At 53.9% G+C, this 18,911-nt stretch carries 22 protein-coding genes and 1 riboswitch; of the genes, 16 read left to right on the top strand and 6 right to left on the bottom strand.

Going from position 1 to position 18,911, the window contains the following annotated elements; genetic code table 11:
- Positions 1–22: 22 nt before the first annotated feature.
- Entirely contained in the window at positions 23–469 is a 447-nt protein-coding gene (locus tag MHI42_RS17665) for a hypothetical protein (RefSeq protein WP_342424613.1), read from the bottom strand.
- Positions 470–642: 173 nt separating this feature from the next.
- Positions 643–812, bottom strand: a riboswitch (cyclic di-AMP (ydaO/yuaA leader).
- Positions 813–1,403: 591 nt separating this feature from the next.
- Between MHI42_RS17665 and MHI42_RS17660 the strand changes: the two genes are divergently transcribed.
- Complete coding sequence (locus tag MHI42_RS17660; protein WP_342424612.1) at positions 1,404–1,805, top strand: MerR family transcriptional regulator; 402 nt, start codon at positions 1,404–1,406, stop codon at positions 1,803–1,805.
- Entirely contained in the window at positions 1,802–2,824 is a 1,023-nt protein-coding gene (locus MHI42_RS17655; protein WP_342424611.1) for an oxidoreductase, read from the top strand. Before MHI42_RS17660 ends, MHI42_RS17655 begins: the two co-directional genes overlap by 4 nt.
- Before the next feature lie 72 nt (positions 2,825–2,896).
- On the opposite strand, the gene MHI42_RS17650 is transcribed toward MHI42_RS17655, so the two are convergent.
- Together MHI42_RS17650 and ytxJ are read right to left on the bottom strand one after the other, a co-directional pair.
- Complete coding sequence (locus MHI42_RS17650) at positions 2,897–3,139, bottom strand: glutaredoxin family protein (protein ID WP_042133269.1); 243 nt, start codon at positions 3,137–3,139, stop codon at positions 2,897–2,899.
- Positions 3,136–3,462 (bottom strand): bacillithiol system redox-active protein YtxJ, encoded by a 327-nt coding sequence (ytxJ, locus tag MHI42_RS17645; RefSeq protein WP_039306673.1) that lies wholly within the window; start codon positions 3,460–3,462, stop codon positions 3,136–3,138. Before ytxJ ends, MHI42_RS17650 begins: the two co-directional genes overlap by 4 nt.
- A 231-nt stretch (positions 3,463–3,693) precedes the next feature.
- Between ytxJ and MHI42_RS17640 the strand changes: the two genes are divergently transcribed.
- From MHI42_RS17640 to MHI42_RS17625, 4 genes are all read left to right on the top strand, one after another.
- Positions 3,694–4,416 (top strand): SDR family NAD(P)-dependent oxidoreductase, encoded by a 723-nt coding sequence (locus MHI42_RS17640; protein ID WP_342424610.1) that lies wholly within the window; start codon positions 3,694–3,696, stop codon positions 4,414–4,416.
- Between the two features lie 72 nt (positions 4,417–4,488).
- A complete protein-coding gene (locus MHI42_RS17635; RefSeq protein WP_171719681.1) occupies positions 4,489–5,124 on the top strand; it encodes a ThuA domain-containing protein in 636 nt (211 codons plus the stop codon).
- 135 nt (positions 5,125–5,259) lie between these two features.
- Positions 5,260–5,625, top strand: coding sequence for a MerR family transcriptional regulator (locus MHI42_RS17630; RefSeq protein ID WP_171719682.1), 366 nt, complete (start codon positions 5,260–5,262; stop codon positions 5,623–5,625).
- 193 nt (positions 5,626–5,818) lie between these two features.
- Positions 5,819–6,160, top strand: a complete 342-nt coding sequence (locus MHI42_RS17625) for a thioredoxin family protein (RefSeq protein WP_171719683.1) — start codon at positions 5,819–5,821, stop codon at positions 6,158–6,160.
- 183 nt (positions 6,161–6,343) lie between these two features.
- Here the strand turns inward: MHI42_RS17625 and MHI42_RS17620 are convergent, their stop codons facing one another.
- A complete protein-coding gene (locus MHI42_RS17620) occupies positions 6,344–7,246 on the bottom strand; it encodes a CHAD domain-containing protein (RefSeq protein ID WP_342424609.1) in 903 nt (300 codons plus the stop codon).
- Positions 7,247–7,533: 287 nt separating this feature from the next.
- On the opposite strand from MHI42_RS17620, the gene MHI42_RS17615 reads away from it, so the two are divergent.
- Entirely contained in the window at positions 7,534–8,430 is an 897-nt protein-coding gene (locus MHI42_RS17615) for a lipoate--protein ligase family protein (RefSeq protein ID WP_342424608.1), read from the top strand.
- 994 nt (positions 8,431–9,424) lie between these two features.
- Here MHI42_RS17615 and MHI42_RS17610 read toward each other — a convergent pair.
- Positions 9,425–10,204, bottom strand: coding sequence for a carbon-nitrogen family hydrolase (locus tag MHI42_RS17610; RefSeq protein ID WP_342424607.1), 780 nt, complete (start codon positions 10,202–10,204; stop codon positions 9,425–9,427).
- 109 nt (positions 10,205–10,313) lie between these two features.
- On the opposite strand from MHI42_RS17610, the gene MHI42_RS17605 reads away from it, so the two are divergent.
- The 9 genes from MHI42_RS17605 (at position 10,314) to MHI42_RS17565 (ending at position 18,534) form a co-directional block, all read left to right on the top strand.
- On the top strand, positions 10,314–10,742 hold the full coding sequence (locus tag MHI42_RS17605) for a MarR family transcriptional regulator (RefSeq protein WP_342424606.1): 429 nt from the start codon (positions 10,314–10,316) through the stop codon (positions 10,740–10,742).
- Between the two features lie 39 nt (positions 10,743–10,781).
- The gene (locus MHI42_RS17600; protein ID WP_171719688.1) at positions 10,782–11,417 is read left to right on the top strand and encodes a nitroreductase family protein; all 636 of its coding nucleotides are present in this window, start codon (positions 10,782–10,784) and stop codon (positions 11,415–11,417) included.
- Between the two features lie 58 nt (positions 11,418–11,475).
- Positions 11,476–11,772 carry a putative quinol monooxygenase gene (locus MHI42_RS17595; protein WP_076246217.1) on the top strand — a complete coding sequence of 99 codons (297 nt, stop codon included), beginning with the start codon at positions 11,476–11,478 and terminating at the stop codon, positions 11,770–11,772.
- A gap of 27 nt (positions 11,773–11,799) precedes the next feature.
- A complete protein-coding gene (locus MHI42_RS17590; RefSeq protein WP_342424605.1) occupies positions 11,800–12,987 on the top strand; it encodes a pyridoxal phosphate-dependent aminotransferase in 1,188 nt (395 codons plus the stop codon).
- A gap of 242 nt (positions 12,988–13,229) precedes the next feature.
- The gene (locus tag MHI42_RS17585) at positions 13,230–14,858 is read left to right on the top strand and encodes a phosphatidylserine/phosphatidylglycerophosphate/cardiolipin synthase family protein (RefSeq protein ID WP_342424604.1); all 1,629 of its coding nucleotides are present in this window, start codon (positions 13,230–13,232) and stop codon (positions 14,856–14,858) included.
- Positions 14,859–14,923: 65 nt separating this feature from the next.
- On the top strand, positions 14,924–15,301 hold the full coding sequence (locus tag MHI42_RS17580) for a hypothetical protein (protein ID WP_342424603.1): 378 nt from the start codon (positions 14,924–14,926) through the stop codon (positions 15,299–15,301).
- 112 nt (positions 15,302–15,413) lie between these two features.
- Complete coding sequence (locus MHI42_RS17575) at positions 15,414–15,740, top strand: metalloregulator ArsR/SmtB family transcription factor (protein ID WP_039306638.1); 327 nt, start codon at positions 15,414–15,416, stop codon at positions 15,738–15,740.
- A 108-nt stretch (positions 15,741–15,848) separates the two neighbouring features.
- Entirely contained in the window at positions 15,849–17,627 is a 1,779-nt protein-coding gene (locus tag MHI42_RS17570) for a SulP family inorganic anion transporter (RefSeq protein ID WP_076246224.1), read from the top strand.
- A 205-nt stretch (positions 17,628–17,832) separates the two neighbouring features.
- On the top strand, positions 17,833–18,534 hold the full coding sequence (locus MHI42_RS17565; RefSeq protein WP_171719692.1) for a DUF1361 domain-containing protein: 702 nt from the start codon (positions 17,833–17,835) through the stop codon (positions 18,532–18,534).
- Here MHI42_RS17565 and MHI42_RS17560 read toward each other — a convergent pair.
- Positions 18,510–18,902, bottom strand: a complete 393-nt coding sequence (locus tag MHI42_RS17560) for an MGMT family protein (RefSeq protein WP_342424602.1) — start codon at positions 18,900–18,902, stop codon at positions 18,510–18,512. The two genes, MHI42_RS17565 and MHI42_RS17560, sit on opposite strands and share 25 nt — an antisense overlap.
- Positions 18,903–18,911 lie beyond the last annotated feature (9 nt).

The following is an 18,911-nucleotide window of genomic DNA, read 5'->3' as shown; positions in this document are numbered from 1 at the left end:
GCAGGCCCAGCCATCTTCCCTATTATCCCGCCGACGGGCGCGGGACAGCTGGCCGCGCAGCAGCCATCTGTTCGCGAATCCCTCTGAGCTGCGCTTTCAGCTCAGGGACGCTTCGCTGCAGGATGAGGCTGATCTCGGGCAGAGGCAGCTGGATGCCGTACCATAAGGCGCTGGCGATCTGATCCTCCCAGGTGAGCAGGGCAGAAGAGCAGCGGCCGCGGTCTTGAGCAACCAGCGAGCATTGCCGGATGCATTCCCTGTAGGCGGTAAGGGAGTAAGCATCTGCTTGGATGCTGCCCTTGAGCCAAGGCTCATAGAGTGCCGCGAATGTGGCAACTGCGGCTTGATCGGCGCGGGCGCCCTTCTCCAGCAGGAGACAGCTTAGCGCATAGATGGTTCCGCTATATTGCTCAATATAGCTGGTGAATCCGGCAGCGGGAGCTGCGTTGGACGATAATGGGTCTGGCATGTGGACACGTTCCTTCCTGAATGTGGGCGATTTATAGTTTGGATATGTAGTTGATAGGTTTGCCGAAATGCTGATCCTCCGGAATAAGTGCGCAAAAAACCGCAGACAGAGGAGGACCTCTGCTGCGGTTTTGTTGCAGGCGTAAGAAGCCTGGGGCAAAATCGTGGCGGATCAAGATCTCTCTCTTTACGCTTACGGGGTTAGCTGTCGGATTCGGACGGTGAGAGTCGCCCTACCTTTTGAGACTGCGTAATTGAAGTCTCCTTCGGATTCACCCCAAGTAGGCCTGCGGCCTGATGGTTCCCCCGTTTTCCGCTTGGCGGAAATTCAGCGTGCATTCACATTTTCACTGGTAACTTTCAACACGAATCATACCCTTTCAGGGTTGTCTTTGTAAAAATGGAAAAGAGTGCTTCTGCGCCGGATTTGCAATAAATTGCTGCTTTGCGAGGAATATTGGAGACTAAAACCATATATGTGGCCGATTATCATCCGTTTATCTCGCTCAATCGCCGTTTTTTATTTTTGGGAGGCAGCGGCAGGAGAACTCCGGAAATATTAATGCGTTAGACGGAAACGGCGTCGATATCGAATTTTTGTGAAATGGGCGTATTAGTGAGATATCGGGAGATAATGAGAGATTGAAGATAAAGTAAGCGTTACCCGTCAGGCAAATAGATGCGTGATTGTGTTATTAGAGTAATTACGGCGGTTTACAAATTGTACCTGAATTAGAGCCCGATTCTACGAAAAGGGTATCCTTTCTAGCCGCACAAACCATACATCCGGGAGGGCCTAATTCCCGCTTCCCGAATGCTTGACTTGGACCATACTCCAGGGATTATCATTTGATTCTGTAAGGGCAGACTGTCAGTAAATTACCAAGACTGAAAGCCAAACTAAGAAGCTAGATTAAGAAGGAGGCCAGCAGCAAATGGAGCCTGTTTTTACGATTGCCGAGGTAGCAGAGCGGACAGGACTCAGCCAGGATACCATCCGCTATTATGAGAAAATCAAGCTCCTGCCCCCGGCAAGCCGCAAGGAGAACGGCCAGCGGGCATACAGCAGGCGTGAGCTGGACCGGGTGCATTTCGTTGCTATTCTCAAAAGAACCCATATGCCGCTGCGCATCATTCAAGAATACATCCGGGCGTCAGCGGAAGAGGACTACGATGAATGCTACAGTGTGCTGGACGGGCATAAAACGTTGATTGAAGAGCAGCTCACGGAACTTACGGCGGCCCTGGAGCTTATGAAATACAAGCTGAAGAACTTCCGGGAGCTTAAGGACGGCAGGTTCATCGCGGAAATGGAACAGAGGAGGAACGAGGAATGAATACTGGGTTGAATCAGGAGACGAACAAAGAGTTGAATCACGCGAAAGTTAAGCAGCACCCGATTCCTTCGGGGTTTGGGCCGGACACTACGGCGGAGCAAGTAATCCAAGGCCATAATCTGAGCGGCAAAACAGCCATCGTGACCGGCGGCTACTCCGGCCTGGGTCTGGAGACCACACGTGTCCTGGCTGCGGCCGGAGCTACATTGATAGTTCCCGTACGGACACCGGAAAAGGCCCGGCTCGCCCTTGCCGGCATCCCCGGAGTCCAGCTGGAGTCACTGGATTTGCTGGAGCCGGTATCCATCGATGCCTTCGCGCAGCGGTTCCTGGACTCCGGCCGGCCGCTGGATATCCTCATTCACAGCGCAGGCATTATGGCTTCGCCGCTGGCCCGGGATGCTCGCGGATACGAAGTGCAGTTCGCCACCAACCATCTGGGGCATTTCCAGCTGGCAGCCCGGCTCTGGCCTGCGCTGGTGAAGTCCGGAGGCGCACGGGTAGTCTCCGTATCCTCACGCGGCCACCGCATTGCCGGTGTTGATTTCGCAGACGTGAACTTTGAGCGGCGGGCCTATGAGAAATGGACAGCCTACGGCCAGTCGAAGACCGCCAATGTGCTGTTCGCCCTTGAACTGGACAAACGCGGGCAAGTACATGGTGTCCGGGCATTCTCCGTGCATCCCGGCAGCATCCTGACCGATCTGGCCCGGCATCTGTCGGATGACGAGCTGCGCGGCATGGGGGCGCTGGATGAGGCGGGCAACCGTATCCCGGCCGGGCGTATGAATCATATGAAGACGGTCCAGCAGGGAGCCGCGACCAGTGTCTGGTGCGCGGTGAGTCCGCTGCTCGACGGCACGGGCGGCGTGTATTGCGAGGATGCCGACATCGCTCCTGTTGCGGAGTCCGGGGATTCGCACCAGCCTGGGGTGCAGGACTGGGCGATCGATTCGGGCAACGCCCTGATGCTATGGGAGCTGAGTGAAGCTATGACGGGGGTTACATTCCCGGCCTGACAGATCTGAACGACAAAAATGGTGCCGGCCCTGTAAAGAGGGCGGCACCATTTTGCATAACTGACTGAATCCTTACTGTACAGCTGCCTCAATAAGCTCCTGAAGCTCAGGGAGATTGAAGCCCTTGACAGCCCGGTCTCCGGACACGGTGACTGGAACACCCATGAAGCCCAGCTTCTCGACTTCTTCCTGATAGACGGTACTGGTCATCACATCTCTGACTTCGAAGGGAATGCCCTTGCTCTCAAGCAGCTGCTTCACCTGATTGCAGTCGCTGCAGCCGGAGGTGGAATAGATGATTACGTTCTGGCTCATTGCTCCACAGCTTCCTTGATGGCGCCGCGGGTGATTTTCCAGTGGGAAGTGTTCCAGCGGACCTCACCATCCTCCAGCAGGAAAATCTGCGGCGATTCATGCTTAATCCCGAAATCCTCGGCAATCTGATTGGAGACCGGACGGTCTTCGATAACATGTACAATGGCGGCAGGCGTGTCGGAATTCTGTGTATAGGCCTGGAACTCCTCATTTGCTTTGGCGCTGATCGGGCAGGTGGTGCTGTGCTTGAAGAGCAATTTTTTGCCGGGTTGCCCTACGTATTGTTGCAGTTCATCCAGTGTATGGATTTGTTGAATAGACATCAGAGGATCACCTTCCTGGAATAGAATTTAGAAAGCATCTTGTCAACAATTGTGTTGTTAACAACTATTATTCTTGATTGTAACATAGTTCAAAATTAAAGCAAAAGAATGTTCAGCAGGCTTATCCCCCTCCCTTGCAGGATGTTGATAAAGGCCAATTGCCATGCTAATGTGAGAGTGATGCAGCAACGCTCTGCGCATAAATAAGCAGGTATGAGGGGTGTGCAATTCATGAAAAGGGTCGCTTTTGTAACCGGTGCCGACCGCGGGCTCGGGTTTTATCTGGTACGCTTTCTTCTGGAGAATAAATACACAGTGTTTGCCGGCCGGTATTTACCGGAAGCTGAGGCACTGGAGGTTCTGAAAGCGCAATACCAGGACACGCTGATGCTGGTCCCTCTTGATATCGGCAGCGCAGAGAGCGTGAAAGAGGCAGCGCGGAGTATTGCCGGCAGTACGGGACACATCGATATTATTATCAACAATGCCGGTATTATCCACCAGGCGGACAATGCTACAATGCTCGTGGATATGGATGATGAGGCCATGGCGCAGCTCTATAATGTGAATACGCTCGGCGCGCTCCGGGTGAGCAACGCGTTGATGGGATTGCTTTTGCAGGGCAAGCAGCGGCTAATTATTAACATCTCCTCAGAGGCAGGCAGTATCAGCCGGAACAAAAGAATTAATATGTACGGCTACTGCATGTCGAAGGCGGCGCTGAATATGCAGTCCTCGCTGATGCACAATCATCTGCGTAAGCTGGGCGGACAGGTGATGGTCTTTCATCCCGGCTGGCTGCAGTCTTATATGAGCGGAGAGAAGAATATGGAAGCGCCGATTCCTCCGGAGGAATCAGCGTATAAGATCATGAATATCGTACAGGATCATAAGAAATATCTGGGCGAGGAACCGGTGTACATCGATCTGGACGGCAATCTCTGGCCCTGGTAACAGCAGCGCAATTTATGAAATAATGGACTCATAGATTATAGATTAACTTTGCACAAGAGAGGTGTGAATGCAATGACTTCCTTCAAAGCACTTGCGTTTGGCAGCTATACCGAGGTTAAATATCATCCGTTCACGGGAGTAGACCGTGAGATCGAGCAGCTGCTGGAACCGGAGCTTCAGGTCGTATCGACTGAGGATTACGGGCTGATGAACAAGGAACAATTGTCGGACTGCAAGCTGGTGGTCTCCTATACTGAATTTTCGGATGAGAAATTATCCGCTGCGCAGAGCGGCGCACTGCTGTCTTATGTGGCTGGCGGCGGCGGTCTGCTCGTAGTGCATAACGGGATCTCCCTGCAGCGCAATCAGGAACTCGGCGTAATGCTGGGCGCCCATTTCACCCACCATCCGGACTATACCGCGCTTCATATGACGATTCCCAGCCGGGAGCATCCGATTATGCAGGGCATCAATGACTTTGTGATTGAGGATGAACCGTACTATTTTGAGCAGCTGCCATATTTCGAATCAACCATTCTTGCAGAATATCCCCATGGAGGGGCGATGCGGCAGGCGGCCTGGTGCCATGAATTCGGACAAGGGCGGGTAGTCTACCTGATGCCTGGCCATCATCTGCCTTCCTTCTCGGTAGAGCCGTTCCGCCGGATGATCCGCAGAGGCGGGTTATGGGCAGCGGGACTGCTGTAAGATAATGTGGAGACCAGCTTAAGTTATGCTTAGGCTGGTTTTTTTATATTTTTTAAAAAACACCTTGACCCTGACACTAGTGTCAGGGTTTATACTGAGTGCAGACCATTTCTCATGAACCCCGGGGAGAATGCCATGAAAATAGGTGAATTAGCCACACTTACGGGCGTAAGCGTCCGTTCATTGCGATATTATGAGCGTCAGGGTCTGATCAAACCGCTGCGCCAGGACAACGGGTACCGTGAATACTCTCCGCTTGCCGTGGATACGGTGGAGACGATTAAGCTGTATTTGAATCTTGGCTTGTCGACAGAAGAGATTGCCGGATTCCTGAACTGTGTTCTGAAGAATAAAGAGGCGTTCTGTGCGGAAGTGATGCCGCTGTACCGCAGCAAGCTGGAAGAGATTGAACGCCAGCTGGTTGAGCTGAATCAGATCAAGCTGAACCTGCAGGACCGGATGGCTTCAATTCTGCAAGAGCAGAAGAATGAAGAGGAATAAGGCGGATCGATAAGATGAATAGAAGAAAACAAACTAGAAGCTAGAGAGATCGAAGGGGGATTTTGGAACTGTAGGAGCGACAGCGTCCGGAAGTCCAAATAGTCACCGTAGTGACGACTAAGCTTTAAGTTAGTATCTTAATTCAGCTTATATAATTGAGGTTAATCATTTGAGAGTTGAAGGAGGGCTTGAGATGGCTATGATAATTGCTGATAACGCCGGAGCTGTGCGTGAACAGCTGAAGGCTGGCGGAACCGTGCTGGTGGATTACGGTGCTTCCTGGTGTCCGCCCTGCAGAACCCTGCTGCCGATTCTGGAAGAGCTGAATGCCGAATACGGGGATGACGTGAGTATGATTAAGGTGGACTGCGATGAACTGCCGGAGCTTGCATCGGAAGCCGGTGTGATGAGCATGCCTACAGTGATCGTATACAGCGGAGGCCAACCTGTGGAGAAGCTGGTCGGCCTGCGGCCGAAATCCGTATATCAGGGTGTATTGAACAAAGTTGCCGGAGCGGTGCGCGGTACTCTTTAAGGTATTGTAACGGGGAGGGGCGGGAACGCCGCTTCGCCGCCGATATCGTGGATGGAGCACAGGCCCGCGATTCTTCCCAGGCAGCGTTCTCTGGCACTCGCAGACCAAGAATTAAGGCAGGATGCCGCATGAATATCATGCAGCGTCCTGCCTTTGTATTTTCAGGAAATATATATAATGCCGCTATTTCGTGCTCTCTGCTGCCGGAACTACAGGGACAACCTCATTCTGGTGCAATGCCTCCAGTACCTCTGCGCGCAGACTTTCGGTGAACGCCGCCCATGTTTTTTTACCGACATCCAGCTCTTCACGTCCAATGGAATTCAGTGTTTCGAGCCACACGCGCTTATCATTAATCACCCCGAGCTGCTCTTGAATATCCTTGTAGATGGCCTCGTGGGCATGGAATTTCTGATTCAGCGCAAAAGCGGCCGCATTAGCGGTATAGCGCAGATGCTTGGCGGCAATCCGCAGCTCATGAAGCGCTTCGAAGGCTTCCTTCGATTCAGCCTCAGGCCCCTTGAACAGGGTCTTGCAGGCTTTTTTCTTCTGCTCAAAAGCGACTTCCAGCTCGCGCATGACCACATTGGCATCTTTTTTGGCGGCGAGCGGCTCCAGCTGTGTATCGATAAAAGGGGTCCACTGCGCGTCTAGGGCCTTGCCGGTCAGCTTGGGAAGTGCATCCTCCAGCTTCTTGCGGAATATCTTCCGCTTGGCCTTCTGGTGTTTGATTACTGCAGTGAGCAGTTCGGCGGTTTTGACATCGCCCGCCTCTTTGGCGGCCTTGCGCCGTTCCTTGAACGATGCGATCAGTACATCTGCGTCCCTTACCTTGCCGAGCTTCTTCTGTGCCTGCTTGAATGTGCTGTACAACTCTTCCGTAGCCGAATGGCCCGGATCAAGAATAGACAGGAGCGTCAGCAGCTTGCGGCTGTTGACTCTGGCCTGATGAATATCTTCATCTCCGAAGCCCTTCAGCACATCTTGGCTATAGTCCCGGAAGTTGATATACAGCTTGTTCATTGCCTGCTCCCATTGTCTGGCCTTGCTTAGTTGCCTGTCCTTTGTCAGTTGTTCGGTTGTCATGCGGCATCACTCCTAAGGGTTGTGTATAGCATGAGCTTCAACGCGATTCTTATGGCTGGGATTATCTTCTTATCCTCTAAGGATAACGGGTTCCAGCCGCCATTTCAAATACAGAGTTTATAGGCTCCAGGCTTCGCGGCCAGTGTGCAGATCGGTTACAATAGGACTAATTAAGAAAGTGTAATTACAACACAGCGGAATACGCAGCGTGACTTGCGGGATCAGGGCGGTGCCCGGCCTGCCGTATCCGGGAAAGAGGTAGTCAGTGGGACTCGCAGGCAATCCGAATGAGAAGTGAACCTTATAATGTGCTGGAAAATGGAGTGGCGGGCAGGCTGCCTGAAGAGATGGTGCTCTTCACGCATTTGAGCGGGGAAGCGGAGGAAACGGAATCCGGGCAGGATATGCTGATTCCGTTTGCCTTCGAGGAAATGCTGTGCCGGGATGTCGGAGCCGGACAGGTTCCGCCGGTACTGCACCTCTGGAGCCACCCGGGCGGTGTGGCGCTGGGGCTGCGGGACAGCAGGCTGCCCCGTGCAGGGGCGGCGATGCAGGCGCTTGAGGAGCAGGGAATCCGCACGGCGGTCCGGCATTCAGGCGGCGCAGCAGTGCCGCTGGATGCCGGGATCATCAATGTGTCCCTGCTGCTGCCCAAAAGTCCGGGCAAGCTGGACTTTCACGATGATTTCCGGCTGCTGGCTTCGCTGATTGCCGAAGCCGTAGCTGTGAGCCATCCGCAGGCGGCGGCGCTGATCCGTGCCGAAGAAGTCACCGGGTCGTATTGCCCCGGTGACTTCGATCTGGCCATCGGCGGCCGCAAGTTCTGCGGCATCGCCCAGCGGAGACAGAGCAACGCGTACTTCGTCCACGCGTTTGTTGTCGTGTCCGGCTCCGGGCTTGCGCGCGGAGAACTCATCCGCAGCTTCTATGCAGAGGCAGCGGACGGGGACGAATCGCTGGATTATCCCCGCGTGCGTCCGGAGACGATCGCCGCGCTCGGGGAGCTTGGCGGCCCGGACTCGGCCGCAGTCTTCACGGCAGGCATCCGGCAGGCGGCTGCCCGCCGGGGCACCCTGCTGAAGCCGGCGGACCGCCTGCAGCAGGAGACCGGCTACAGCCTGCAGTACGGCGATCCGCGTGTGCTGGAGGCGGCGCGTGTGCTGCGGGAGAGGTATGCGCACTGAAGCAAGCGCGCAATGTAACGGGAGTCCCGGGAAGCGTGGGGAGCGGGCGGTCATTGAAGAGTGCAGGCAGGTGCCTACGAGAAGGGTGCAGGCAGGTGCACACGAGAAGGGTGCAGGCAGGTGCACACGAGAAGGGTGCAGGCAGGTGCACACGAGAAGGGTGCAGGTAAATGCAGACGAGTGCAGGCGAGCTAAATTCGCCTGTGCTTTTTGCTGTTTGGGGAGATAGAGGAAAAAATCCCTTTAAATTGGTTGGTGGGAGGACATTTGGAGGTAGATAGAGGGAAAATCCCTTTAAATTGGTTGGTGGGAGGACATTTGGAGGTAGATAGAGGGAAAAATCCCTTTAAATTGGTTGGTGGGAGGACATTTGGAGGTAAATAGAGGGAAAAATCCCTTTAAGTTGGCGGTGGGACGACATTTGGAGGTGGATAAAGGGAAAAATCCCTTTAAATTAGTTAGTGGGAGGGGATTTGGCGGAAATGAGGGGCACAATTGCCCCTGAATTCGTGAGAAGCGGGCATTTGGCGGAAATGAGGGGCAGAAGTGCCCCTGGATTCGAGGAAAGTGATCATTTGGAAGGAAATGAGGGGCAGAAGTGCCCCTGAATTGGAGGGAAGCGGGCATTTGGTGGAAATGAGGGGCAGAAGTGCCCCTGAATTGGAGGGAAGCGGACATTTGGTGGAAATGAGGGGCAGAAGTGCCCCTGAATTGGAGGGAAGCGGACATTTGGCGGAAATGAGGGGCAGAAGTGCCCCTGAATTGGAGGGAAGCGGGCATTTGGAGGAAATGAGGGGCAGAAGTGCCCCTGAATTGGAGGGAAGCGGGCATTTGGAGGAAATGAGGGGCAGAAGTGCCCCTGAATCCCGAGGGAAGCGATCATTTGGTGGAAATGAGGGGCAGAAGTGCCCCTGAATTGGAGGGAAGCGGGCTTTTGGCGGAAATGAGGGGCAGAAGTGCCCCTGAATCCCGGGGGAGGGCGTGTTACCCGCCCCTACCTGTACAGCTCCGGACGCCGGTCGGAGAAGACCGGGATCTGTCCGCGCACTTCCTGCACCCTGGCGAGGTCGATCTCGCCGCTGAGAATTTCTTCGCTCCCTGAAGCCTCGCTCACAATCTCTCCCCAAGGGTCAATAATCATGGAATGGCCGCCAAAGGTGTTAGCCAGATCAGATCCGGAGCGGTTGCAGGCCACCACGTAGCACTGGTTCTCAATCGCCCGGCTGATCAGCAGAGCCCGCCAGTGGGATAAGCGGGGCAGCGGCCACTCTGCACTGACGAACAGCACTTCAGCGCCCTCTGCCATATGAACACGGACCCATTCGGGGAAGCGGATGTCATAGCAGATTAATCCGGCGCATAAGGTGCCGTCCAGCTTGAACAGTCCTTTGGCTGACCCGGGCTGGAGGTAGAGATGCTCATCCATCAGCTTGAACAGATGCAGCTTGCTGTACTGCCCGGCGGGTGCTCCGGTACGGTCGAAGACGAACATGCTATTGGTAACTCCGGTATCCTGCCTCACGGCGACGGAGCCGGCGACGATATTAATCCCGTATTCCCGGGACAGACCTGAAATAAGGGCCCCCGCAGTGCGGCCCCCGTGATCTGCGATCTCGTCCAGCCGGGTCAGATCGTAGCCGGTCGTCCATAATTCAGGAAGGATTATGCAGTCCGGGTTACCGGCGGCGGCTTCGCGAATTTTGCGTTCTGCCGCAGCATAATTCACCTCCGGATTGCCAAATGCTATATCGAGCTGAATCAGGGCTATTTTCATACGGGCAAACTCCTCTTTAATTTTATTAGTTGACGGGTCAACGATTCCGGTGTAAAGTAAGGTTTGTCAAAAAGGTTTTGCACAATATATTTGCGTAAGGGGGTTAATTTTGACAGAACATCTGCCCGATGAAGATACAATCTTTGAGCTGCTGCAGGCGCTGCATAAGGGAATCAGCCCGAAGTTCGAGCGCTGTGCGGGCATTACACCCACCCGGTTCCGCCTTCTCCAGGAATTGTTTCGAGTCTCCGAGATCAGCCAGATTTCGCTGCAAAAGACACTCGATATCGATGCCGCCGCGGTCACCCGCCACTTAAGAGGACTTGAAGACAGCGGAATGATTGCCCGCCGGAATAATCCTGCCGATAACAGGGTCACCCTCGTCTCCCTGACCGATCACGGCCAGGATCATATTAATTCCTACCGGGAAGAGAAGACCCGCTTCATCAGCGAACTTCTTACCGGGTTCAATGAACAGGAACGCACCGTACTCGCAGAGATGCTTACCCGGCTGCAATATAATATTAATTTACTGTAGCCGTCACCTATAATCAAACCATAAAGGAGCTTATTATTCATGAACACGACCAGAAACAACGATTTCACTAGCATTATTACAGGACGCCGCTCAATCCGCAAATACGATACCTCCGTCAAAATCAGCAAAGAGGAAATGACAGAGATCCTTACTGAAGCAACTCTGGCCCCTTCCTCCGTTAATATGCAGCCTTGGCGTTTCCTTATCATCGAAAGCCAGGAAGCCAAAGCCAAGCTGGCCACCATTGCCAAATTCAATCAGCTTCAGGTAGAAACCTCCGCAGCAATGATTGCCGTATTCGGTGATCTGAACAACTTCGACTATGCTGAAGAAATCTACGGAACGGCTGTAGAACGCGGACTGATGCCTGCTGAGGTAAAAGAAAGACAGCTGACCTCTCTGGGTGCCCACTTCGCGAAGCTGCCTGCGGACGTTAACAGAGAAACGGTGTTAATTGATGCCGGTCTGGTCTCGATGCAATTGATGCTGGCAGCCCGTGCCCATGGCTATGACACGAACGCGATCGGCGGATTCGAGAAGGATCAGATTGCGGAATTGTTTGATATGGACAAAGAGCGTTATATCCCGGTCATGCTGATATCGATCGGCAAAGCGGTTGAAGAAGGCTATGCATCCGTCCGTCTGCCGGTTGACACTGTTGCCCAGTGGAAATAAATATTGGATAATACTGGACCGTTGAGTTAATATTCAAGAAACTTAGGAGGAATACTAAATGATTATTATTCACGCATTGCTTCAGGTAAATCCCGCACGTGAGCAGGAGTTCCTTGAAGTCGCGAAGACTCTGGTTGCCGCAACCCACGAAGAAGAAGGCAACATCTCATATGAATTGTATAAGCATACAGCGGACGGAAATACCTACATCATGGTCGAAATCTGGCGTGACCAGGCGGCTGTAGCTGCCCATAATACAAGCCCGCATTTCACCGGCTTCGCTGCCAAAGCAGGAGAATTCCTGACTGCACCGCTGGATGTTAAGCTGTATAACGCTGAAGAATTGAGCAAATAATTCCGGTTTGAAGAGGGGAGCATGCCCGTGAATCGTTTTGAACCTTCACAAATGCTGAAATCTCTGCCCAGGCAATTCTTCGCCGCGCTTGTCGCCAGAGCCGGAGCCGTTGCTGCCGAAGGGCATGATGTAATCAATCTGGGGCAAGGCAATCCGGACATGCCTACACCGGCCCATATCGTGGAGTCCCTCCAGCTGGCCGCAGTGAACCCTCTGAATCATAAATATCCGCCGTTTCGCGGCCATGTTTACCTCAAGGAAGCCGTGGCCGAGTTCTACCTGCGGGAATATGGAGTAGAGCTTGAACCGGAACGCGAGGTCGCCATTCTGTTCGGCGGCAAGACCGGCCTGGTTGAGGTGGTGCAGTGTCTGCTCAATCCGGGGGATACGGCGCTGGTGCCTGATCCCGGTTATCCGGACTATTGGTCGGGGATTGAGCTGGCACGGGCTGTTATGGAGATGATGCCGCTGACGGCGGAACACGGGTTTTTGCCCGATTATGGCAGCATCAGCCCGGAGGCCGCAGCGAAGGCGAAGCTGATGTTCCTGAACTATCCGAATAATCCTACGGGAGCTGTGGCGACCGCGGATTTCTTCAGGGAAACGGTGCAGTTCGCATCGGATCACAACATTTGTGTGGTGCATGATTTTGCCTACGCCGCCATTGGTTATGAAGGGCAGAGGCCGCTGAGCTATCTCCAGACCCCGGGTGCGAAGGAGAATGGCATCGAAATCTACACCTTGTCCAAAACCTACAATATGGCCGGCTGGCGCGTCGCGTTCGCCGTAGGGAATGCCAGCGTGATCGAGAGCCTTAACCTGCTGCAGGATCATATGTATGTCAGCCTGTTCGGCGCGGTGCAGGAGGCAGCCAGAACGGCATTGCTTGGCCCGCAGGCTCCGGTACAGGCGAATGTGGCCCGCTATGAGGCGCGGCGTAATGTCCTGATTCAGGGTCTGAGCAGCATCGGCTGGGAAGTGGAAGCCCCCCGCGGCTCCTTCTTCGCCTGGCTGCCGGTTCCTGCAGGCTATACCTCGCAGAGCTTCGCTGACCTGCTGCTTGATGAAGCTCATGTGGTGGTAGCGCCAGGCATCGGCTTCGGCGCCTATGGCGAAGGATATGTGCGGGTGGGGCTGGTCACTGAGGAGGCCCGGCTTGCGGAAGCGGTAGGGCGGATTGCCGCGCTGAAGCTTTTTCAGCCCTCCGGGCTATAGTTCTGTAGCTCTCCTATTAAGCTAGCTAATATACACACTCATTAAGGGGAAACCCCGGCAGTCTTAACGGCTGCCGGGGTTTCCCCTTTGGCATCCCGCAGCGGGAGGCGGAAGAAAATAATGCTAAGAAGCGGAACGTTTATAAAACAGGCGTGCCGGGTATCTAAGCTTACCCTTACACGAGCTGTAACGCGCAGGCGGGACCTGAAGAGAGTGGGGAATGAAAGGGATGAGGGGATCGAATGGGAAATATACATAGGAACAAGCAACTGCCGCAATTACCTGCAGCGCAGTGGGATGAACGGCTTCGGCAGGATCTCGCGGATTATGTGAATTACCGGATATCCGGCGGCTCTTTAACAACTATTACTAAGAACACGGACGCCGCCGATTCTATTATTGAGCCTATTCTGGACAGCGCTGCTGTCCGTGCTTACCGGCAGGCACAGCATGGGGGTGTGATCACCGATGTCCGGCAGCTGGAGGAGCTTCCCGGATTCAGCCCGGAGCTGCTTGAGCAGCTCGCATCAGCCGTGTCCGGCCTGGATTCCGGCAAGCTTAGAGCGCTGGCGCCGCAGACTACAAGGCATAACAAGGTGGATCCATATGTGAACGGGCCGCAGTGCCTGGAGATGCTGCTGGAAGAGATCCGCAATGCACAGCGTTATATCCATCTGTCCGTGATGCTGTTCTTCAATGACCATTCGGGAAAGCTGATCGCCTCGGAGCTGCTTCATGCGCTTCAGCGGGGAGTAGAAGTCCGGATGCTGGTGAATTACACCGTCACCGCCTTGGGATACGGAAGCAATCTTGAAGTAGGAAGATTCTCCGAGCTTGCAGCAGTCCTTGAGCAGGCTGGAGCCCGGCTGAAGGATACATTTCATTCCTGCTACGCTGCTGCGGAATGGGCAGTGAAGCGTGAGGAACTGAAGTCTCAGGGCGTCCCTGAGAGTATCCTCTTTCTGCAGGACAAGGTGCAGGAGGATGTCAAAATTACCGGGCTGAATGTGATCGACCACCGTAAATTTATGGTCATTGACGGAACAACGTCCATTATAGGAAGTCTCAATATCGGTGACCAGTATACTTTTGCGACGCCTATCCGGGAATCGGCAACTGAACAGATTGACGGTCGCCCGCTTGGGATTCCCTCCAGGGAAGAGGAGTGGCATGACGGCTGCTTCCGGATTCAAGGGGAGGCTGCCCGGCCGCTGAATGAGGCTTTTCACGCCAGATGGCTTCTGCTTGGAGGAGATCACTTTGAGGTGGAAGACCCGTTCTACCACCCTGCGGGAAATTATGAATTCGGCGGGGAAGAATGTACGCTCTTTCTAAGTTTTCCCGGAAATCCGGTGAACTTGATTCAGCAGTATTATCTGGATTTGCTTACGTATGCCGCCGAAGAGACTATAATTGTGAATCCTTATCTGATCGACCAGGCTTTCTGGGACCGGCTCGGTGAAGTTGGACCGGAGTGTTCCCGCCATATCTCGATTTGCAATCCGCTTGAGGTCAATGATCATCCTACGAACAAGGCAGCGGTGCGCAGCAATATGTTCATTCCTTTCTGCAATGGGGTGTCCTTCTATGACTACAGCTCTACAGAACGCTTCTCCCACTGGAAAATCACTTATGACCACAGAGCGCAGGCTGTATTCCACGGCTCGTATAATATCAACGAACGAAGTGCCTGCCATGATTTCGAAATGGGAATGCTGGTTAAGAGCGAGCCGTTCGCAGACAAGGTGAAACGGATGATTGATTATGATCTTGGGGTGTCCCGTAAAATCAGCGATAAGCACGAATTCTTCAAACATCCCTGGCTGCATCCCAGCACGTATCTGAACAAGGCGACGCAGAATTACACCTGATATGTCTGCTGGCCCCATGTCATGTATAATGAGCGGTATAACATATGAAGATGGAGCTAATGAGGATGAACATAAACATACTTGGGACAAGCCTGAAGAAGAATGAGGTATTCTTCGCGTGCGAATTCGGTGAGGGCAGAGGAACCTGGTGCGGTGCCGCTGTGGCTGCCGGGGAGACCTGCGAGGCTGAATTTGAGCTGCCCCCGCTGTTCATGCGCTGGGTGGATATTGTGCCGGCGCACGGAGGCCGTTGTGAGATACGTATGGACGGGAATGTTGTCATATTGACGGGTATACTGGAGAATATAGAGGAAGACGGAACCGGTTATCTGCGGCTTGGCCGCGATGTAATCATGTTCGAGTGTCTGGGTGAACCAATGGCGCTGGGCGGATTCGTGGAGATCAGGACCGGGGAGATCAAGCTGTACCCTGTCAATCCTTGAGCCTGCGGGGCGTATGCCGGACTAACTATTTCCTGCTCCGGCGTAGCCACCTTCGGCTAAATGAGCTAAGATAATATACATTAGAAAGTATAGCAAGAGGAGCAGAAGTCCCATGAACAGCGATATTCAACAATTTAAGACGGAATTCTTCAAGGCGCTGGCTCATCCGATGCGGATCCGCATTCTGGAGCTGCTCAGCGAAGGCGAGAAGAATGTGAATGAGCTGCAGGCGATCCTCGGCTCGGAGGGCTCTGCCGTATCCCAGCAGCTGGCCGTACTCCGTGCCAAGAACGTAGTGGCCAGTGTCAAAGAAGGAACCACTGTAATTTATGCCCTCCGTGATCCTCTGATCAAAGACCTTCTGGCTGTAGCTAAACAAATATTCGACAATCACCTTGTGAACACCATCTCCCTGCTTGAAGGCATCCGCAGCGAATGACCCCGGCTTCCCGGGGGGCGGATTACCCCGTTGACAAGAACGGCAGGCAGGAGTAATGTGAGTCTTATATTCAAATAATCAGATATTCAAAGAAAAGAAGGTTAAATGATGACAGGGTGGGGCCGTTTTAAAGGCTACAATATTGCTTCTCTGCGCAAGGATATCATTTCAGGGACGATCGTCGGCGTGATTGCCATCCCCTTGGGGATGGCATTTGCTATTGCCTCCGGTGTGAAACCGGAGTACGGAATTTACACGACCATAGTAGCCGGTATTCTCATTTCCTTATTCGGCGGTACAAAGTTTCAGATTGGCGGGCCTACGGGTGCGTTTATTCCTATTTTATTCGCGATTGCCATGCAGTACGGGTACGAGAATCTGCTGATTGCCGGAATGATGGCCGGGGTCATTCTCGTGGTGATGGGCGTTCTGCGGCTCGGGGTGCTGATCAAGTTCATTCCGAAGCCGGTGACAATCGGGTTCACGGCAGGAATTGCCGTTATTATCTTCAGCGGGCAGATCGCCAACTTTCTCGGACTAAGGGATATGGAGCGGCATGAAAGCTTTCTGGACAATATGAAAGAGATCGGCGCCCATATCTCGACAATCAATCTGTACAGTATTCTGACGGCGGCGATTTGTCTGGCTGTCGTAGTGCTGGGGATGCGCTTCGCGCCGAAGGTGCCCGGTTCACTGATCGGGCTGCTCTGCGCTACGGTCATTGCTGCCTTATTCTTCAGCGGCAAGGTGACTACCATCGGTTCAGCTTACGGGGATATCCCGAATACACTGCCGAGCTTTCATTTCCCAGTCATTACCTGGGAGAAGATCAGGCTGCTTATCCGCCCGGCCTTCATCATCGCGATGCTGGGCGCCATTGAGTCGCTGCTGTCCGCAGTAGTCGCCGATGGCATGTCAGGCAGCCGCCATGACAGCAACCGTGAGCTGGTTGGCCAGGGGATCGCCAACATTGCTGCGCCGTTGTTCGGCGGGATACCAGCAACCGGGGCGATCGCCAGAACCGCTACCAATATCCGCAGCGGTGCGGCTTCGCCGCTCTCCGGTATCATTCACGGCGTTGTTGTGTTTCTGATCCTGCTGTTATTCGCACCCTATGCCTCCAGCATTCCGCTGGCCGCGATGGCCCCGATCCTGATGGTCGTGGCCTGGAACATGAGTGAACGCAAGGAATTCCTTCACCTGCTTAAGCTGAAGACGGGGGATTCACTGGTGCTGTTCATTACCTTCCTGCTGACTGTATTTGCGGATCTGACGCTGGCGGTAGAGGTGGGGCTGGTGCTCGCGGTGATACTCTTCGTGAAGCGTATGGGAGAAGTACACATGGTCTCCAAAGTGCTGCCCGACCCTTCCTCCGTGAAGGTTGAGGCACATATGGTGACGGACAGCCACGATTGTCCGCAGATCGGAATCTATAATGTCGAAGGACCGCTGTTCTTCGGGGCCGCCTACCGCTTCGACAGTACCATGCCGGGACTGGGGCCGGATCAGCCGAAGGTCATTCTGCTGCGCATGGGGAAGGTGCCGCTAATGGACACCACCGGTGAAGCCAATCTGGCTGGCCTGGTGAAGCAGCTGCACGCGGATGGCGGAAGACTGATGATCTCCGGTATCCAGAGCCAGCCGCTGGATCTGCTGAAGAAGACAGGTCTGTATGACAGAATCGGGGCTGCCCAATTCTATGATCATACAGGGGAAGCGATCAATGAAGCGCTGGGAAGCATTGATTACAGCCGGTGCCTGGGCTGCAAGCATGCTGCCTTCAGAGAATGCAGCGCATTCTCAGGGCTTGATGAGGCCTACCCGCGCAGCGCAGCCTTCAAAGGGCGCACCCCGGCTGTCGCCAGGAAGCTGAGCGGTGGGGTATAGAGACCGGAATCCGGTCCTGCTGTTCCAGATTTACATTAATAGCAACAGCTCCAGCCCGGACATTTACGCGTCCGGGCTGTTTTTATAGCTGCCGCATACAATATTGGACTAAGCGGTTCCATATTTGTACAATTAGAGAGAACGAACCGGATTTTGCCGGAGTGTACATAACTGGACTATAACAAGGTAAGGAGATTATTCCCTCATGAAGGAACTGAATTATTCGAAGGTATTTATACTTCTGGCTGGAATGACGGCGGCAACACTTGCCGTATATCGTGTAGTTTCGCTGCAGACTGATACGTTCTATGCCTTTCTGCTCTGGAATCTGTTTCTGGCCTGGGTGCCGTTCTTCTTCTCCATGGCCGCGCATGAGCTGGATAAGCGGAAGATCGGGGGGCTGCTGATTCTGCCGCTTGGCATAGCCTGGCTGCTCTTTTTCCCGAATGCGCCTTATATTATGACTGACCTCGTGCATTTAACCATCCGCAAAAGCAAATACATCGTAGGCGGGACGATCCAGAACCGGTACTGGTACGATCTGACCACCCTGCTCTTATTCACCTGGAGCGCCTGGCTGACCGGATTCTTCTCCCTGTACCAGTTCCAGCATGTGATCTACCGCAAGACCAATGGGGTGCTGTCCTGGATCTTCGTGCTCTTTGCCTGCGTAATGGGCGGTTATGGCGTTCTGCTGGGCAGAGTCTACCGCCTGAACAGCTGGGATGTGCTGACAGACCGCCACCAGCTGTACCAGCTGGTTAAGGACAGTCTGAACCGGCAGTCCGTATTCTTCAGCTTATTCGTAGCCTTTGTGCTGCTGGTGATTTATGCCACGCTCTATTGTCTGCTGAACGGACTTGCCAGCGGGAGCGGCAAAGCTTATTCGAAGGGCGGCAGAAGATGATCTTCAGGGTCAGGGTTGAAATCCTGCTCCGGCTCCAGCTCTAATTCCAGCTCTAGCCCGGGTCCCGGATCGTACTGATAACGTTCAAGATCAATCACACCCCGCTCGTCAAAAATAATCCCTTCACCCAGCAGGTACAGCTGCTGCAGTGAGCCGGATTCGTCTTCGGTGAGCGAGATCATGCCTTTGGAATTGATGACCCTATACCATGGCAGCTTGTACTTCCTGCTCATAGCGTGCAGAATACGCACCACCTGCCTGGCTCCCCGGGGACTTCCGGCCGCGCGGGCAATTCCGCCATAGGTCATGACAGCTCCTTCCGGAATGGACTGAATAATGGTGATCACTCTTTTGGTGAATGGCGTCATGTACAGGCT

The organism is Paenibacillus sp. FSL E2-0178 (assembly GCF_038593005.1).
In the GTDB taxonomy this organism is placed as follows: Bacteria; Bacillota; Bacilli; order Paenibacillales; family Paenibacillaceae; genus Paenibacillus_AQ; species Paenibacillus_AQ phytohabitans.
The sequence above is the reverse complement of the archived record's forward strand: the minus strand, read 5'-3'. Positions and strand labels throughout refer to the sequence as shown.

Excerpts from the sequence above, each read along its gene's own strand:
- MHI42_RS17665 (WP_342424613.1), bottom strand. The coding sequence starts at position 469 with ATGCCAGACCCATTATCGTCCAACGCAGCTCCCGCTGCCGGATTCACC.
- MHI42_RS17660 (WP_342424612.1), top strand. The coding sequence starts at position 1,404 with ATGGAGCCTGTTTTTACGATTGCCGAGGTAGCAGAGCGGACAGGACTC.
- MHI42_RS17655 (WP_342424611.1), top strand. The coding sequence starts at position 1,802 with ATGAATACTGGGTTGAATCAGGAGACGAACAAAGAGTTGAATCACGCG.
- MHI42_RS17650 (WP_042133269.1), bottom strand. The coding sequence starts at position 3,139 with ATGAGCCAGAACGTAATCATCTATTCCACCTCCGGCTGCAGCGACTGC.
- ytxJ (WP_039306673.1), bottom strand. The coding sequence starts at position 3,462 with ATGTCTATTCAACAAATCCATACACTGGATGAACTGCAACAATACGTA.
- MHI42_RS17640 (WP_342424610.1), top strand. The coding sequence starts at position 3,694 with ATGAAAAGGGTCGCTTTTGTAACCGGTGCCGACCGCGGGCTCGGGTTT.
- MHI42_RS17635 (WP_171719681.1), top strand. The coding sequence starts at position 4,489 with ATGACTTCCTTCAAAGCACTTGCGTTTGGCAGCTATACCGAGGTTAAA.
- MHI42_RS17630 (WP_171719682.1), top strand. The coding sequence starts at position 5,260 with ATGAAAATAGGTGAATTAGCCACACTTACGGGCGTAAGCGTCCGTTCA.
- MHI42_RS17625 (WP_171719683.1), top strand. The coding sequence starts at position 5,819 with ATGGCTATGATAATTGCTGATAACGCCGGAGCTGTGCGTGAACAGCTG.
- MHI42_RS17620 (WP_342424609.1), bottom strand. The coding sequence starts at position 7,246 with ATGACAACCGAACAACTGACAAAGGACAGGCAACTAAGCAAGGCCAGA.
- MHI42_RS17615 (WP_342424608.1), top strand. The coding sequence starts at position 7,534 with ATGAGAAGTGAACCTTATAATGTGCTGGAAAATGGAGTGGCGGGCAGG.
- MHI42_RS17610 (WP_342424607.1), bottom strand. The coding sequence starts at position 10,204 with ATGAAAATAGCCCTGATTCAGCTCGATATAGCATTTGGCAATCCGGAG.
- MHI42_RS17600 (WP_171719688.1), top strand. The coding sequence starts at position 10,782 with ATGAACACGACCAGAAACAACGATTTCACTAGCATTATTACAGGACGC.
- MHI42_RS17595 (WP_076246217.1), top strand. The coding sequence starts at position 11,476 with ATGATTATTATTCACGCATTGCTTCAGGTAAATCCCGCACGTGAGCAG.
- MHI42_RS17585 (WP_342424604.1), top strand. The coding sequence starts at position 13,230 with ATGGGAAATATACATAGGAACAAGCAACTGCCGCAATTACCTGCAGCG.
- MHI42_RS17580 (WP_342424603.1), top strand. The coding sequence starts at position 14,924 with ATGAACATAAACATACTTGGGACAAGCCTGAAGAAGAATGAGGTATTC.
- MHI42_RS17575 (WP_039306638.1), top strand. The coding sequence starts at position 15,414 with ATGAACAGCGATATTCAACAATTTAAGACGGAATTCTTCAAGGCGCTG.
- MHI42_RS17570 (WP_076246224.1), top strand. The coding sequence starts at position 15,849 with ATGACAGGGTGGGGCCGTTTTAAAGGCTACAATATTGCTTCTCTGCGC.
- MHI42_RS17565 (WP_171719692.1), top strand. The coding sequence starts at position 17,833 with ATGAAGGAACTGAATTATTCGAAGGTATTTATACTTCTGGCTGGAATG.
- MHI42_RS17560 (WP_342424602.1), bottom strand. The coding sequence starts at position 18,902 with ATGACGCCATTCACCAAAAGAGTGATCACCATTATTCAGTCCATTCCG.